The sequence below is a fragment of the Flavobacterium beibuense F44-8 genome, from assembly GCF_000769915.1.
In the GTDB taxonomy this organism is placed as follows: domain Bacteria; phylum Bacteroidota; class Bacteroidia; order Flavobacteriales; family Flavobacteriaceae; genus Flavobacterium; species Flavobacterium beibuense.
The window spans coordinates 146477-162860 of record NZ_JRLV01000004.1 but is presented as its reverse complement, the minus strand read 5'-3'; the positions used below and the strand labels follow the sequence as shown (position 1 = coordinate 162860).

Annotated in this window: 17 protein-coding genes; 7 read left to right on the top strand and 10 right to left on the bottom strand. The window is 38.0% G+C overall.

Annotated elements, in window-relative coordinates; translation table 11 throughout:
- Positions 1-124: 124 nt before the first annotated feature.
- From yiaA to Q763_RS04340, 5 genes are all read left to right on the top strand, one after another.
- Positions 125-613 (top strand): inner membrane protein YiaA, encoded by a 489-nt coding sequence (gene yiaA / locus Q763_RS04360; protein WP_035131604.1) that lies wholly within the window; start codon positions 125-127, stop codon positions 611-613.
- Positions 614-680: 67 nt separating this feature from the next.
- Positions 681-998, top strand: coding sequence for a hypothetical protein (locus tag Q763_RS04355; protein WP_035131603.1), 318 nt, complete (start codon positions 681-683; stop codon positions 996-998).
- 17 nt (positions 999-1015) lie between these two features.
- The gene (locus Q763_RS04350; protein ID WP_035131602.1) at positions 1016-1735 is read left to right on the top strand and encodes a sterol desaturase family protein; all 720 of its coding nucleotides are present in this window, start codon (positions 1016-1018) and stop codon (positions 1733-1735) included.
- A gap of 32 nt (positions 1736-1767) precedes the next feature.
- A complete protein-coding gene (locus tag Q763_RS04345; protein ID WP_035131601.1) occupies positions 1768-3039 on the top strand; it encodes a DUF2157 domain-containing protein in 1272 nt (423 codons plus the stop codon).
- Positions 3029-3586: a GDYXXLXY domain-containing protein gene (locus Q763_RS04340; RefSeq protein WP_035131600.1), complete on the top strand. Its 558-nt coding sequence runs from the start codon at positions 3029-3031 to the stop codon at positions 3584-3586. The genes Q763_RS04345 and Q763_RS04340 overlap by 11 nt, the downstream gene beginning before the upstream one ends.
- Positions 3587-3614: 28 nt before the next feature.
- Here the strand turns inward: Q763_RS04340 and Q763_RS04335 are convergent, their stop codons facing one another.
- From Q763_RS04335 to Q763_RS04290, 10 genes are all read right to left on the bottom strand, one after another.
- Positions 3615-5186 (bottom strand): hypothetical protein, encoded by a 1572-nt coding sequence (locus Q763_RS04335; RefSeq protein ID WP_035131599.1) that lies wholly within the window; start codon positions 5184-5186, stop codon positions 3615-3617.
- Positions 5187-5263: 77 nt separating this feature from the next.
- On the bottom strand, positions 5264-6817 hold the full coding sequence (locus tag Q763_RS04330; protein WP_035131598.1) for a hypothetical protein: 1554 nt from the start codon (positions 6815-6817) through the stop codon (positions 5264-5266).
- A gap of 100 nt (positions 6818-6917) precedes the next feature.
- Positions 6918-7700 carry an enoyl-CoA hydratase/isomerase family protein gene (locus Q763_RS04325; RefSeq protein ID WP_035131597.1) on the bottom strand — a complete coding sequence of 261 codons (783 nt, stop codon included), beginning with the start codon at positions 7698-7700 and terminating at the stop codon, positions 6918-6920.
- Between the two features lie 11 nt (positions 7701-7711).
- A complete protein-coding gene (locus tag Q763_RS04320; protein WP_035131596.1) occupies positions 7712-9217 on the bottom strand; it encodes an ATP-binding protein in 1506 nt (501 codons plus the stop codon).
- A gap of 8 nt (positions 9218-9225) precedes the next feature.
- Positions 9226-9777: a CopD family protein gene (locus Q763_RS04315; RefSeq protein ID WP_035131595.1), complete on the bottom strand. Its 552-nt coding sequence runs from the start codon at positions 9775-9777 to the stop codon at positions 9226-9228.
- Positions 9777-11117, bottom strand: a complete 1341-nt coding sequence (locus Q763_RS04310) for an MATE family efflux transporter (RefSeq protein WP_035131594.1) — start codon at positions 11115-11117, stop codon at positions 9777-9779. Before Q763_RS04310 ends, Q763_RS04315 begins: the two co-directional genes overlap by 1 nt.
- Positions 11117-12148 carry a ferrochelatase gene (gene hemH, locus Q763_RS04305; protein ID WP_035131824.1) on the bottom strand — a complete coding sequence of 344 codons (1032 nt, stop codon included), beginning with the start codon at positions 12146-12148 and terminating at the stop codon, positions 11117-11119. Before hemH ends, Q763_RS04310 begins: the two co-directional genes overlap by 1 nt.
- Before the next feature lie 107 nt (positions 12149-12255).
- Positions 12256-12726, bottom strand: a complete 471-nt coding sequence (locus Q763_RS04300) for a macro domain-containing protein (protein ID WP_035131592.1) — start codon at positions 12724-12726, stop codon at positions 12256-12258.
- A 44-nt stretch (positions 12727-12770) separates the two neighbouring features.
- Positions 12771-13109, bottom strand: a complete 339-nt coding sequence (locus tag Q763_RS04295) for a hypothetical protein (RefSeq protein ID WP_035131590.1) — start codon at positions 13107-13109, stop codon at positions 12771-12773.
- The gene (locus Q763_RS04290) at positions 13109-13981 is read right to left on the bottom strand and encodes a helix-turn-helix transcriptional regulator (protein ID WP_035131588.1); all 873 of its coding nucleotides are present in this window, start codon (positions 13979-13981) and stop codon (positions 13109-13111) included. Before Q763_RS04290 ends, Q763_RS04295 begins: the two co-directional genes overlap by 1 nt.
- A 228-nt stretch (positions 13982-14209) precedes the next feature.
- Here Q763_RS04290 and hemA point away from each other — a divergent pair, with 228 nt between their 5' ends.
- The gene (gene hemA, locus Q763_RS04285) at positions 14210-15466 is read left to right on the top strand and encodes a glutamyl-tRNA reductase (protein ID WP_035131586.1); all 1257 of its coding nucleotides are present in this window, start codon (positions 14210-14212) and stop codon (positions 15464-15466) included.
- Positions 15463-16383: a hydroxymethylbilane synthase gene (gene hemC / locus Q763_RS04280; RefSeq protein ID WP_035131584.1), complete on the top strand. Its 921-nt coding sequence runs from the start codon at positions 15463-15465 to the stop codon at positions 16381-16383. The genes hemA and hemC overlap by 4 nt, the downstream gene beginning before the upstream one ends.
- The last annotated feature ends 1 nt before the right edge of the window (position 16384 follow it).

Sequence of the window (16384 nt, the reverse complement as noted above, 5' to 3'; positions counted from 1 at the left end):
TTAAAATTACTTAAGCGGTTAGTGGTGTAAATATAAATAATATATCATCAGTTTTTGTTATTTTTTGGGTTTTGTACCCTGTTGTTTTATGTGAGATTTGCCTCATAATCAAAAACCAAAAATTATGGATCCGCTAAAAACAAACGAAGGGAACGATACCTTCACACAGGAAAACAAATTCAGGAAAACAACAACTGCACAAGGAGCAGCAAAACCAAGTAATGCCTTTGTGGGCGCCTCATGGTGTGCCCTTATTATAGGAATGGCTTCTTACTGTATAGGACTTTTTAATGCCGGGGCAATGCTGCTTAACGAAAAGGGATACTATTTTACCATATTGCTTTTCGGACTCTTCTCGGTAGTATCGGTACAAAAAAGTGTAAGGGATAGGCTGGAAGGCATCCCGGTAACCGATATGTATTATGGCATAAGCTGGTTTACCACATTTGCATCGGTAATACTATTGATAATAGGACTATGGAATGCCGACCTTGAACTTAGCGAAAAAGGCTTTTACGGAATGTCGTTTGCCCTGAGCCTCTTTGCTGCTATAGCCGTACAAAAAAATACCCGCGACTTAAAGACATTTGAAAAGGAGAATCCAAACGCTTAGCGGACGGCCCTGTGGTAGCTTTACCTTACCGAAGCTACTGCGGGGCTTAATTTTTTAAAACGATATTATGAAAAAACAAATTCTTATTTTATTATTCGGACTGGGTACGTTACTGTTGGCATCAGCATCTTTCTTAATGTATTTATGGTTTAGAGCCTGTGCACAATATGACAGTTTTGAAGACACCAAACAGGCTTATCTTGACAACTTCCCTGCATCATTGCAGGATGCGACCATAACAACCGGAATCACGATTTTATTACTATCGGGTTCTCTGGTATGTTTTATAAAAGCCATAAGCGCCAATTTTCTAAAGCCTGCAGCCGTTGTGTTTGTGGTGATTTCGGGTTTATTGTTGTCGTGGAATATCTTTTCGCTTATGTAAACTCATATAAAAACATTATGCTAACCGTTATATTTATTTCGTTTGGGGTTTGCTTCTTAATAGAGAGGTTTAACCTTGGCTGGAAGCTGCCGCAGGTGCCTACCTGGACAATTAGGGTTCTTGGAGTTAATTTTATTCAGCTTGGGGTTGTATTACTTGCCGGTATAAGTTGGGAAAAATGGCTTTCTTCCTCTTCCCTGTTTTGCCTTATAGATTATGTCTCTCCGGTTTGGGGAGGTATTATCGCATACTTTATTGCCACATTTATATTTTATTGGTGGCACAGATGGAGACACCGTATTGATTTTTTATGGACTCATTTTCATCAAATACACCATAGTCCGCAACGAATAGAGGTTATTACCTCCTTTTATAAGCATCCGCTTGAAATGTTAGTCAATTCCATAATAGGGAGTTTGTTGGTTTATACATTGCTGGGGCTAAGTTTAGAGGCGGTAGGGATATATACGGTTTGTACTGCCCTTGGAGAATTTTTTTATCATACCAATATTAAAACACCGCAATGGGTAGGTTATATTTTTCAGCGTCCTGAAATGCACCGCATTCATCATGAGTATAATAAACATACTAACAATTATGGGGATATAGTTTGGTGGGACATGCTTCTTGGGACTTATGAAAACCCTAAGGAGTTTAAAACTTCCTGCGGGTTTGACAACGAGAAAGAACAGCGGTTATTTGATATGCTGAAGTTTAGGGATGTTCATAAAGAATAAAAATCTTACTTTTAATTTAAAACCAATCACCTATGAGTTCTATAATTAAAGATTTGCCCGAACTGATAAGCAACAAGATTATCAGTGAACAAACGGCAAAAGACATAGAGCGGTATTATGCCGCAAAAAAAGAGGATCAGGGGAGTAACACCCTGATGATTTTTGGGAGTATTGGCGCCATACTTGTGGGGCTGGGCATTATTTTGATATTTGCCCATAACTGGGATAATTTTTCAAAATCCGTTAAAACCCTATTGGCAATAGCACCTTTATTGTTATGTCAGGTTGCTGCCGGATATGCTATACTCAAAAATAAGAGTCAGCTTTTTAAGGATATAGCAGGTATACTGTTGTTTTTTACGGTAGGTTCGTCAATAGCACTGGTGGCTCAAATTTACAATATACCCGGTGATCTTGAAGGTTATCTTTTAAGCTGGACACTGTTGTGTATGCCTTTAATGTACTTGTTGAGGTCTAATATGTTAGCCTTTTTGCATTTGGGCTTCATTACCTACTATGCCGTTGTAGCGGGCTATTTTGAAACCGAAAGACCATGGCCTTACCTATTACTATTAGGAGCTTTTATTCCGTTTTATTTAAGGAGGTTAAAAGAGCATCCATTTGGCAGGATAACATCGCTGTTTAATCTGCTTTTTCCATTAAGCCTTATCATAACCCTTGGGGCTTTTATTGCAGGGGCAGGAGAGTTTGGTTTCCTTATTTACATGGCATTGCTGGGCTTTATTTATAATACCGGACTTTTACCTAAACTGGAAAGCCGTAATGATTATTTAGGGCTGGGATCGGTTGGTATTGCCTTTATATTGCTGCTTTCTTCCTTTAAATGGATATGGGAAGCTGTGGAAACGCAACAGTTTGTAGACAGTTACTATATCATACTTTGGGTAATATTGTTTGCAGGAATGGTATATATGGCGATAATAAACGGAGGGAAACAGTTTTATAAAAATGCCTTTCAGGCTGTAACGGTACTATTTCCGGTGGTGTATCTTATAGGTATGGGAAACAGTGTACTGGCGGCAATATTAGATAATGTAATGGTTTTAGCACTTGGGGTAATAACCGTAAAACACGGTATTGATAAGGTTGATTTCAGGAAGCTTAATTTCGGGTTAACAATTATCGCGGCGCTTATCATCTGTCGTTTTTTTGATACTAATATGACTTTTGCCGTGAGAGGTGTATTGTTTGTTTGTGTGGGTGTAGGTTTTTTTGTAGCCAATTCCATGCTTGTTAAAAAGAAAAGAGCTAATGTTTTAAATACGACAGAAGATGAAAACTAAAAACATGTTTATAGTATTTGTGGTTGTGGCGGTGGTTCAGGCATTTGTTCCGCTAAAAATGATATATGATACTGAGAAGATAAATGATGAGGGTACGGTTTATAAATTTAAAACTGAACCCATTGATCCTAATGACCCTTTTAGGGGTAAGTATATCACCCTGCGTTTTGAAGCGGAAAATTTTAAAACCACCGATTCTCTTATGGATATGAGACAGGATGTATATGTTAGTGTTGAAAATGACAGTGAGGGGTATGCCCGGGTAAAGGAAGTTTTGAGAGAAGAGCCAGAAGAAGGAGATTACTTTAAAGCTAAAACAGGTTATTTGGTATCAGATGAACTACACCTTGATTTTCCTTTTGACCGCTTTTACATGGAAGAAAGTAAAGCGCCTCAGGCAGAAGTTACTTACAGGAAATACAGTGCTGCCGGAAACCCTAAACCTGCGTATGCATTAGTAGCCATAAAAGATGGTGAAACCTATTTAAAGGATGTTATTGTAGATGACAAACCCATAAGGGAATATGTTATGGAACAGCAAGAATAAAGAAGCCCCTCAATGAGGGGCTTTTTTATTATGGTTTGATTTTATAGATTTCCTGATAGGTATCTACTTTTCCAGAAGGATGTTGTTTTCTTTTGGACGAATAAAAGTAAATACTATTCTCACTGTTAGGTGTTGCTCCTACAAACGGATGAATATAACTTTTAACTTCGTTATGGTCTAAAAGAGTTTTATAGGTGTAATTCCCTTTTGCATCAAATTTTAAAACTGTAAAATCGGCATCTTCTGCCTTGTCTGCTGATATTTTAATTCTTCCGTTTTTAGCTACTTTAATTTCTTCAGTATTAAGAAATACATACAATTCATTATCCTTAAATAAAGTAGAAAAAGAAAGATGAGTACTACCCTTATGTCCGGATTGGGATTTTTGTATTCCTCTAAGCCAAATTAAATTCCCTTCAGAATCAATTCTTGCTGCATAGATATTACCATAAGACGTATAAAAATAGGGTTTAATAAGTCGGTTTTGTCCATCTGTCATATTGCTTTGAACTTTAGATCTGATTTCAAAAGTAATAAGGTTATCTCCGTTATCAGCAGTATGAACTCCTTTTATTAAATCTGGCCAATATATATGTTTATCGTTAATATCAACGTTAAGCTGAGAAGATATAGCTGAGAAATTACTTGATTTTACAGAAAATGAATTGCTGTCAATATTAAAGAAACATACTCCTTTTAAACGAAATTTATTTGTCTGGGAGTAAAAACCAAATAGTTTTATATTGTCATTTTCCTCAATCATTGTTAGTGTTCTTGGAGAGGAAGACCCGGTTGTGAGAATCTTTTTTTCAAACCCGGAAGAGGTTAAGCGTTCTATTTCATAATGCGAGTAACGGTTGTCATACCCATCTGTTTTTGTGCTAAACGGATTGTTTGGTCTTATTGTAATTTTGGCTAAAAGAATTGCCGTTTTCATATCATCTTTAAGAGTAAAGGCTTTATAATGATAAATAAACTTTTTATCATCCTCATCATTAAAAGTGTGTTCCAAAATCGGATCAAGAGTTTCGCTGCTGTAAATTATCAATTTACTCTTTGTATCATCATTTTTAGTATCACCAGGTGGTAAACAAAATGCAAAAGCAGAATGATCATTACTAACCACAAGGGCATTGCCTACCATCGATGATCTTACGGGAGTAGTATAATCTATGTCAATATCTTTTAATTCCTGAAAATGACCTACTTTGCCGGTAAATATTTTTTTTGATGTAAAATTAAGTGTATCTATATCTGAAGATGAAGCATAAATACTTGATGTTTTTTTATCGTAATGTATATATATAATGTAGATCTTGTTTTTAAAAGTGTAAAGAGAAATTAATTCATTATCTTCACCTATTGTATATTTTTCTTGTTTTATTAAGTTGTTATCTTCATCAACAATATAGAACACAATTTTTCTATAACCATCGCAAATAAACAATTTTTCTCCATTGGGTTTTTCAATTACCTCACGGGCATAGTATGAGAAATTTTTAGAATTGTTAATGTCTATTGTTTCAATAGCACAGTTAATATCCTGTGCGTTTAAGCATAGGGATAGTAATAGGGATAACCCTAATAAGATTTTTTTCATTAGTGATAATAAGTTGGTTTGTTGGTGAGGCAAAAATAATAAAATAAAAAAGCCCCTCACTGAGGGGCTTTTTTATTTTATAAGGAAAATTTAACCAGCTGTTTTTTTCTGCCTTTCCTACCTAAAAAGTAAATGTTGTTACCTTTTTTAGTAGTGGCTCCATATGCTACCATAAACGGAACTTCATTATCCTTATCATCAAGTATTTCCTTAAACTCAAATTCACCGTTATGATTAATTTTAATTACATTAAGGTTTGATTTTTTGGCTGATTTTTGTCCAAACTGTATCCTGTCGTTACGAAGTTTTTTTACCTTTTCTCCTGTATTAATAAAGAAATAGGTATCATTATTTATAATCATTGAGGTGTATGAAATGTAAGATTCGTCACCACTTGTTTGTTGACGCTTGTTAATATTTCTTGCCCAAAGTAATTCTCCGTCATGTGAAATTTTTGCTGTAACAATATCATCATAGTGATAAATATAATATACGCCTGTGCTCATGCCGTTTTGACCTGTTCTGTGATGGGTCGTTATATAATACTCTTCAGCATTAAATACAATGTCATTATCAGGGGTTAAAAATATATCCCTGTAAGAGATGTTTTTAAGCTCTTTTTCTTTTTTCTTTCCATATTTATCTATTAGAAACTGCTCTGTAAACTCATTGAATTTGGTGGTTTTTTTATCGAGGGTTACAGGATCCATATCAAAGTAACAAAGACCTTTAAAACGGTTATCGTTTCTGTCAGAATAAAAACCTACACAGGAAATTTTGTCGTTTTTATAAACCGTTTTAAGAGATTGTGCGTAATGCTCATCGGTGTCAAAAGTTTGTATTTTAGCATCGCTTGAGGTAATACGGGTAAGCTCATAATGGTATTTTTTGCTTCCGCCTTTTTTTCCTTCTTTTTTATCTTTTACCCTGCCCAAAACATAAACTACTTTTCCGTCTTCAGATATATCTATGTTTTCGTATTTATATTTCCTGTCTTTTACCTCTCTCTTAAATTCATGTTTAAGGGTAGGGTTAAGATTGTTGTCAAATACATGTATCAGGTGTTTTTCCTTATCATTTTTATCTTCAACATCAACAGTTACAGCAAAAGCGGTTTTGTCGTTATTTGTTATAAAGTTCGATATGTAATCATTATCAATACTTCCGAAATTAAATAACCCCGGAGTTTTAACTTCATCCCATTCCAGTGAGAAAAGTTCTTTTTTTGTAAACTTGAAGTCTTTAATATTGGCTGAATTAGCAGAACATACATATTGTTTTTTCTTTTTATCATAGCCATAATCAATCATGTGTACAATATCATTATTCACAACAATACCTATTAGTACACCTAGTTTAAGCTCATATTCATATTCTTTAATGAGTTGCAGATTGGCATTATAATGTTCAAAATAAAATCCACGTGTTGCTCCTGATAAAAGACTACCCTGATATGCACGTACAATAAATACCCCGCCGTTTGAATCTTCTTCTACTAACAGAATTTTTGAATGTTTGTATTCATCTTTAAATACATCGCTTTTCTTCACATTACAGGGAATGTCAGCTTCCTGAGCAGCAGTGTGAAAAATACTCACAATAAACGAAATAATTAGTAATATGTTTCTCATAAAAAAAATGTTAATACGCAAATATATTCTTACTTTTTTAAATAGGAAACAAAAAAACCAGACATTTGTCTGGATTTTTAACATAATTGATTTGTTTGTATTATTTTCCTGGAAATTCGGCTTTTCTCTTTTCAAGGAAAGCGGTAGTTCCTTCTTTAAAATCGGCAGTGCCAAACGCTTCACCAAACGCTTTTATTTCTGCTTTATATCCGTTAACACCGTCTGTGAAGTTAGCATTGATAGCCTTAATAGCTGCTGATATTGCAACAGGTGAGTTTTTCATGATTTTTGAAGCAATACCTTTACAAAAATCTACAAGCTCTGCCTGCGGCACTACGTGGTTTACCAATCCGTAAGCCTTAGCGTCTTCGGCACCTATCATTCCTGCTGTCATAATCATTTCCATAGCACGGCCTTTACCCACAAGCTGAGGTAAACGTTGTGTACCGCCATAACCCGGTATAACACCGAGAGATACTTCCGGTAATCCCATTTTAGCATTGTCAGACGCTACTCTGAAGTGTGCTGCCATGGCAAGCTCCAGCCCACCACCAAGAGCAAAACCGTTTACTGCGGCAATAACCGGAGTAGAAAGGTTCTCTACAAAATCGAATAACAGTTCCTGACCTTTAGCTGCTAGTTCGCCACCCTGAGCCACATCAAAATCGGCAAATTCCGAAATATCGGCTCCGGCAACAAAAGCCTTCTCTCCGCTTCCGGTTATAATAATGGCTTTTACTTCTTTATCAGCATCAAGGGCTTTAAAAGCTTCATGAAGTTCCTGTATAGTAGTCTTGTTAAGTGCGTTTAGTTTAGTAGGCCTGTTAATGGTAATTACAGCAAGCCCGTTTTCTTTTTCCGCTAAAATATTTTCGTAGTTCATTTGAGTTTATTTTAGTTATTGTCTGTTTCTTTAATAGGTAAATCACTGTCGGTAATCGGTAGGGAAACCATGAATTTGGTGCCTTTACCAAGTTCACTTTCAAAGGAGATGGTTCCGTGGTAATTTTCCACGATATTTTTAATAATCCCCAGTCCAAGTCCCATTCCGCTTGATTTGGTAGTGAATTTAGGTTCAAAAATACGATTTTTATTCTCTACGCTTATTCCCTTACCGTTGTCTTTAACCGTTATTTTTACAAAATTCCCTTCACGGTAAACACGTACCTGTACAATAGGATTGTGCTGATCTTCCGGTATGGCCTGTATTGCATTTTTAACCAAATTGGTAATAATACGTATCAGCTGGGTGCGGTCCATACGGGTAGTGATATCCGGTTCTTCGGTGACAAAGGAGATAAACCCTTCGTTAAATATTTCAAGTGCGAGCTGGACAATCTTAACGATATTAACCGTTTCGTTTTGCTGTGCAGGCATTGAGGCAAAGCTGGAGAACGCCGATGCCACCGAACTCATAGTATCTATTTGCTGAATAAGTGTTTTAGAAAACTCATCCAGTTTTTTCTTAATATCAGGGTCATTAGGGTCAAACCTGCGTTGAAAGCTCTGTACCGTAAGGCGCATAGGGGTAAGCGGATTCTTAATTTCGTGTGCTACCTGTTTTGCCATTTCTCTCCATGCCTGTTCCCTTTCGCTTTGTGCCAGTTTTGTGGCACTGTCTTCCAGGTCGTCTACCAGTGCGTTATATGATTTTACAAGCTGGTTAATTTCCTGTGGGGAATCGTCCATGTGTATTCTTTCGTTTGTCTGGCTCAGTCGGGTTTCGGCTATCCTTTCACTAATGGCCTTGAGCGATTTGGTGATAAAGCTGGAAAGGAAATAGGCTACAATTATAGAGATAAGCAACATGAAGGAGTATACCTGACCAAAGCGCATAAAGAAATTGCGCTGTTCTTTTTCATAATATCCTTCGTCCTTTATATAGGGAAGGTTAAGTATTCCCAGTGGTTTGAATTTGGTATCGTTAAGGTAGCTGTAAGAGGAACGGAACTTTTGCCCGTCAATATTTTTAAGATCTACATAGCGTTTTTCGGCAGTACTGCGCAGTACCCTCAAAATATTTGGAGGTATGGTAGTATTGTCTACAGTATCTACCGAGAATCCGGCTTTAGACGATTTTAATAAATGTCCGTTAAGGTCATAAATGTTTACTTCCAGCCCGTGGATATTTGCCAGTTCATGAATCCTTTCCCTGAAAATAAGCGGAAGGTTTTCGGTAGAAAGCGGGTAGGTAGTGGTAGAAAGGATGTAGTTAATATGCTCCTTTATGGCATTTTCCTTTCGCTCCAGTCTGTCTTCATGGTATTCTTTTGCCTCTTTTCCAAACTGATAAATGGAAACCGCAGCAATAAGTAGCGAGGCTATAAGGGTCACCAATATCATGGAAAGGAATATCCTCACCCTTAGCGACCATTTTCTTATCTTAAACTGCTGCTTCATTTAACGCATTACGAGTTGTTTTTCTCCCTAATCCTTTTATAAAACTTAAAACCAAGCATTATTAGTATGGAGAATAGTAAAATACCTACCACGCCATAAATCCAGTTTACGGCGTTTTTTAAAATTACTAAAAAAACAACGGCAAATAAAATTATGGTAGCCCCTTCGTTCCAAATACGCATAAAGTTTGAGGTATGTTTTATCTCGTCACGCTGCAGTTGTTTGAAAATGGAGTGACATTTTAAATGGTACAGGTATAACAGGAGTACAAACCCCAACTTAACATGCATCCAGGGTTGTGACAGCCAAGCGTTACCCGTAGGGGTAAAAAACAGCATCCAGTAGGCAAAAATACTTGCCAGTACTGCTGATGGCCAAGTGATAATATACCACAACCTGTAAGCCATAATCTTGTATTGTTTGATAAGTATTTCTTTTTCGGGCGAAGGCTTATCATTAGCCTCCAGGTGGTATACAAATAGCCTCACTATGTAAAAAAGCCCGGCAAACCAGGTAATTACAAAAATGAGATGCAGTGATTTTATGTAGTTATATTCCATTATTCTTTTTTAAGATGGTGTGTCATTTCCTGCCTTAAAAACAGTCCTGTTACTATGGTAGAGAGCACGTCTGCAATGGGGAATGAAACCCACACACCAAAAATACCAAAAAACTGTGGTAAAATAAGCACTAGCGGGATTAAGAAAAAGCCCTGCTTGGAAAGTGTTAGTAATAGGGCTTTTGTAGCCTTACCGGCTGCCTGAAAATAAGCCGCCCCTATAAGTTGTACCGCTATAATAGGCGATGCAGCAAATACCCAACGCAAAGCGCCAGGAGTATCAGCAATTACAACGGCATCAGTAGTGAATACCGATACTATAGGTTTGGCAAAGGTGAGAACGACTATAAAAACGATTACAGCAAAAAGTGCTGCATATTTTATAGAGGTAAAAATGGTTTCCCTAACCCTGCTGTAGTTTTCGGCACCATAGTTATATCCTGCAATAGGCATAAACCCTTGTGTAATTCCCAGTACCGGGAAAAGCGCAAACATTAGCATACGGCTTATAATACCATATACGGCAACGGCATGTTCGCCGCCTTCGGCATATAAGGTATGGTTAAGAATAATTGCCAGTATACTTATTACACCCTGCCTTGCAAAGGTTACAAAGCTTAAGGATAGTATTTCGCGGGCAAGTTTCTTATGGAAAACAAAATGCTTTAGTTCCAGTTTCAGTTCGCTTTTGTAAATAAAGAACCAAAGGATATATAAAAAACAAAGAAAAAAAGAGAATGAGGTTGCCAGTGCGGCACCAAACACGCCAAGGTTTAATACCTTTATGAATACAATATCGAGTATAATGTTTGAAACTGCCGAAATGATCATGGCCACCATAGCGTGGCGGGATTTGTCTTCAGCACGTATAACGTTGTTACCCGTCATACAGAATGCCTGAAAAGGTACGGCAAAAAGTATGGGTAAAAAGAATTCTTTAGCCGGAGCCATAATATCTCCGTTAGCACCAAAGGCAAAAAGTACCTCTTCACTAAAAAAGAAGCCTATAATTACAAATAACGATGCGATCCCAAAGGTCATCATGATTTGATGGGCAAAGGTGTTAAGGGCTTTTTCACGATTGCCCTTACCCAATGCACGGGAGAGTACAGAACTACCCCCTATACCGATGGCCATACCCATAGAGGATATGAAAAAGGTAATGGGCATAACAACCGAGAGGGCTGCTATGGCCAGCGCACCTATCCAACGGCCTACGAATATGGTGTCAATAAGGACATTAACTGTCATGAACAGGATACCTATGGAAGCAGGAACCGACTGCCTGAAAAGCAGTTGCTTAATGTCCTTATTGGCTAAATCCGTAGAGGTTATAGACATTATACCACAGGTTTTTCTGCGTTAGCCCACTCGTTTATCCAGTTTGCCACCACATCAACCCATTCATTATTATCATTAAGGCAAGGAATAGCATGGAAGTTTTCACCTCCGTGCTCTTTAAAGTCTTCGTTGGCACGCATGGCAATTTCTTCCAGCGTCTCAAGACAGTCTGCTACAAATGCAGGGGTAACCACGGCAAGGTTTTTAATTCCTTTTGCAGGCATCTTGTTTATTTCGATGTCGGTATAAGGTTCAAGCCATTTGTCTCCTGCCAGTCTTGACTGGAAAGTAAGCGAATATTTATCTTCAGGGATACCCAGTTGTTCTACTACCAGTCTGGTCGTTTCATAACACTGGTGACGGTAGCAGAATTTATGTGCTGCCGATGGTGTTGTACAACAGGTATCGTTTATTTTACAATGTGATTTGGTCACATCGGTTTTTCTTATGTGGCGTTCCGGTATACCGTGGTAAGAGAATAGCAGGTGATCATAATCAAAACCTTCCAGTGAACTTTTAATGGAGTTTGCCAGTACTTTAATATAGTCGGGCTTATTGTAAAACGCAGGGACATCGGTTAATGTCATTTGCGGGAATTTCTTTTTACGTATTTCTTCTGCCAATACTAAAATAGTAAGGGTAGAAGCCATGGCATATTGCGGGTAAAGCGGGAAAAGCAGTACCTCGGTCACACCCTGGTCTGCCAGTTGCTGTAACCCGGTTTCTATAGATGGTTTACCATAACGCATAGCCAGTGCTACAGGAAGTTCGGTTTTTTGTACCACTTTTTTGTGCATCCTTTCAGAAAGCACAATAAGCGGAGACCCTTCGTCCCACCATATTTTTTTGTAGGCTTCTGCCGAGTCTTCCGGCCTTTTTCTTAAAATGATACCCCTAACTAAAAGTGCTCTTAGTAAAAAAGGAACATCTATAACATACTTGTCCATAAGGAACTCGTCCAGATATGGCTTTACGTCTTTTGGTTCCGGACTGTCCGGAGATCCAAGGTTAACTAACAATACACCTTTCATGTTTATCTTACTGTTGTTGTTTTTAGTGTTTGTCCGGCAAAGGTCATCAAAAACCATGCTCGGAATATCAAAAATTTTATTTTTAACGAATGTTGAATGTTACGGTTTTAAAAATCGTAAACTGTAACAGCAATATCTTTTTCTGATAGTGCCGAAATGATTAATGGCTCAATTTTATCCCAGGTCCCTCCGGCAAGACCACAACCTATTCTTGGCATGTGTACAGAAGCATTTATTTGCTGAGCAAAAGCGCCGGTTTTTTCCAGTCCGCTTAAAACAGCTTCATAACGTATGGGCGGATTACCGCTTTCGTCTTTATTTATTTTATGCTGACCAATTATGTTGGCGACCCATGTGTTTTCGTTAGCCTGAACAAACTGGGCTTCACCTAAATTAAAATTCTCACCAGATTTGTGCCATTCCCTGTATTGTTTTTCCGGTTCGGGCCATCTTTTGGAAACAGCCATTACAAAACCTTTGCCCCATCCGCCTATATCATTACAAATGTGTACTATAATGCGGTTGCCTTCATCCTGAGGGCTAGTGGCATCGCCTTTTATATAATTTATATCTTTCATTGGTTTGTGTTGGTTGCAATTTTACTTTAGCGAATACTTAATTTTTAAAGTCCTTTGGGTTCGCTTCTATTAAATGACTTTTTATTGTTGTGCAAGTTTATTAAAACGTGCTTAAGCTCATCCTGGTTACAATAGTAATAATCTATTTCACCATAGACAGTGTATGATGATACATTAAATCCTTCCTCAATATCATTATACCAGATAACTTTTTTTCCAAAAATTGCCACAACCCAAAAACCACCACCCTCATTACCATATTTTGATTCCTGCCATTTTTCGGGTTCTGTTTTTATGAGTTCCCATAACTGTTTAACGGATAAATCAAATTCTTCCGGTTTAATAAGACTGTTTAATTCGGCTAAAGTTATTGGTGTCCACATTAGGCATTAGGGTTTATAGACATCAGGTATTTTTTAGGGGTAGTGCCAAACTTCTTTTTAAAAGCAGCGATAAAATGGCTGGCAGTACTGTAGCCTATTCGCAAACCTACTTCGTTTACATTATAAGTGCCGCTATCCAATAGCTTGCGGGCATATTCCATTTTATAGTCAAACAAAAAGCTGTACACACTATCGCCATAAATTTGCTTAAAGCCCATTTTTAGCTTTTTCAGGTTAATGCCTACCTGGTCTGCCAGTTCCTGCAGTCCCGGTGGTTCGGCCATGTTGGCAATAACAATATCCTTTGCTTTCCTTATTTTTATTACGTTGTCCTCGTCTACCAAAAACGGACACTGCTCGGTATTGGCATCCTCATTACGGTTAAAATACAGGCTAAGCAGCTCGTATACCTTTCCTTTAAAGTACAGTTTCCTTATGGACTGGTGCAGGTTAAAGTTAAAAAGCTGGTTTAGCGCAATGGCCATAGACGGGTTAATCTTATCGTCCTTATAGTATTTCTTGTCAATGTTCTCTGAACTCAGGAACGGAATATAATCGGCTTCTTCCGAGAAAAAACTGTGAAACTTTTTGATAGAAATAAGTACCGAAATTACCCACGAATGTGGTGCAATTTCAAGATGTACCGGCAGTTCTTTTTGCGGATTGTACAGAAAAAGAGATACCTCTTCCCTTAGGTCTAAGGCATAACGCCCCTGGTTGAATATAAACTTAGCCCTGCCTTTTAATCCAAAGTGAAACTGAATTAAATCGGTGTTTACATCCCTTTCAAAATGAGAGGTTTCGTCACTGTCGTTCTGGAAACGCAGTACAAAAAAATCATCCTCAATTTTAATTTCCTCGTGAGAACCCATAGCGATATTTTTTTAGCGGGATTTTTCAAAATATAAAATCCTTTTATTTAGAATTGTTCTAAACTATATTTTCGCAAAACATTGATTTCATTGCAAATTTAGGGTATTTAAGGATTAAAAATGCATTTTGGTCTAAAATATCCCACAGCGATACAAAAAGAACTTTGAGCGTTATTTTTTAATAAGCCTTAATGATAATTTTGTGATACTTTTAGGAAAGTGAGTACTATGGAGAATAATAACTTATCGAGGCACCTATACTTTTATGCAATAGGATTGAGCTACAAAAAGGCAGATGCCGAGATTAGGGGTAAGTTTAGCCTGGGCAACGAAGCAAAGACTGATGTGCTTGAGCAGGCTAAAAATGAAGGGATAAGCAGTCTTGTTGTAATATCTACCTGTAACAGGACAGAGATATACGGGTTTGCTCAGCACCCGTTCCAGTTAATCAAATTACTTTGCGATAACAGTCAGGGTTCTGTAGAGGAATTCCAGCAGGTAGCTTTTGTTTTTAAAGGTAAAGAAGCCATTAATCATATTTTTAGGGTAGGTACCGGGCTTGACAGCCAGATACTGGGAGACTTTGAAATTATAAGCCAGCTTAAAAGCGGCTTTGTGGAATCTAAATCAAAAGGACTTGCAAACGCCTTTATGGAAAGGCTGGTAAACAGTGTTATACAGGCAAGTAAGAAAATAAAGAATGAAACGGAACTTAGCTCGGGAGCCACTTCGGTTTCTTTTGCATCGGTTCAGTACATAATGAATAATGTGCAGGATGTTTCCAATAAGAACATACTGCTTTTCGGTACCGGGAAAATAGGCCGTAATACCTGTGAGAACCTTGTTAAGCATACCAAAAACGAACACATTGTTTTAATTAACAGGACCAAGGAAAAGGCAGAAAAGGTTGCCGGTAAGTTTAACCTCGTGGTAAAGGACTATGACGTGCTTCCGCTGGAAGTGCCAAAGGCCGATGTACTTGTTGTGGCTACAGGAGCACCTGTGCCAACCATAGATAAAGATATTCTGGTATTAAACAAACCGCTTTTAATACTGGATTTATCCATACCTAAAAATGTTCATGATAATGTAAGGGAGCTGGACAATGTTACTGTTGTGCATCTTGATGACCTCTCTAAAATTACTGATGGCACACTGGAGAACAGGAAAAGACACATTCCTGCTGCCGAACTGATCATTGAGGAAATTAAGGATGACTTCATTAACTGGATGAATGCCAGAAAGTTTGCTCCTACTATCCATGCCCTTAAAGAAAAGCTTAACTCAATAAAAGAGACCGAACTTAGCTTTCAACGCAAAAAAATAAGTAATTTTGATGAGGAACAGGCTGAGATAATCAGTAAACGATTAATTCATAAAATTACAACACATTTTGCCAATCACTTAAAAGACAACGATACCATGGTAGATGAGAGCATTGAGTGGATAGAGAAAGTCTTTAAGATTGAAAATACTTCGAAATGAACAAAGCCATCAGAATAGGCACAAGAGATAGTGAGCTTGCCCTTTGGCAGGCTCATACTGTAGAAAAGAAGCTGAATGATTTAGGATATGCTACCGAGATTGTAGCGGTAAAATCAGACGGCGACGTTGTTTTAGATATTCCCCTTTACGAGTTTGGGATAACAGGTATATTTACCAAAACCCTTGATGTCGCTATGATAAAAGGGCAGGTAGATATTGCTGTACATTCCATGAAAGATGTACCAACAGCCCTGCCAAAAGGTATAGTGCAGGCTGCGGTTTTAGAGCGTGCCAATGTGCGTGATATACTGGTGCATAAAGGGAACCTTGATTTTTTACACGATGCGGGTACTATTGCTACGGGCAGCCTTCGCAGGCAGGCACAATGGCTTAACAGGCACCCTAACCACAAGGTGACCGACCTGCGTGGTAACGTGAATACAAGACTTAGAAAACTTAGTGAGAATGACTGGAACGGTGCTGTATTTGCAAGTGCCGGACTGGAACGTATAAACCTGCTTCCTGAAAACCACCTGGTACTGGACTGGATGATACCGGCCCCTGCACAGGGTGCCATGCTTGTTGTGGCTATGGAGGAAGATGCCTACACAAGGGAAGCAGTTGCAAAACTAAACGATAATAAAACCGAAGTGGCTACCCATATAGAGCGTCAGTTTTTAAAGAAACTGGAGGGAGGCTGTACGGCTCCTATAGGTGCTCTGGCTACTATTGAAGATAACGAGATTCGCTTTGAAGGTGTACTGCTTTCTATAGACGGGAAGCAGAAAATACACGTTGAGAAAGCTATGGCGGTCTCGGGAGACTTTAGTAACTTTGGTAATGACTGTGCTGAAGAAGTGCTTGCGAATGGCGGAACGGATTTAATGGCGGAGATACGCGAAAAACTTAAAAAATAGG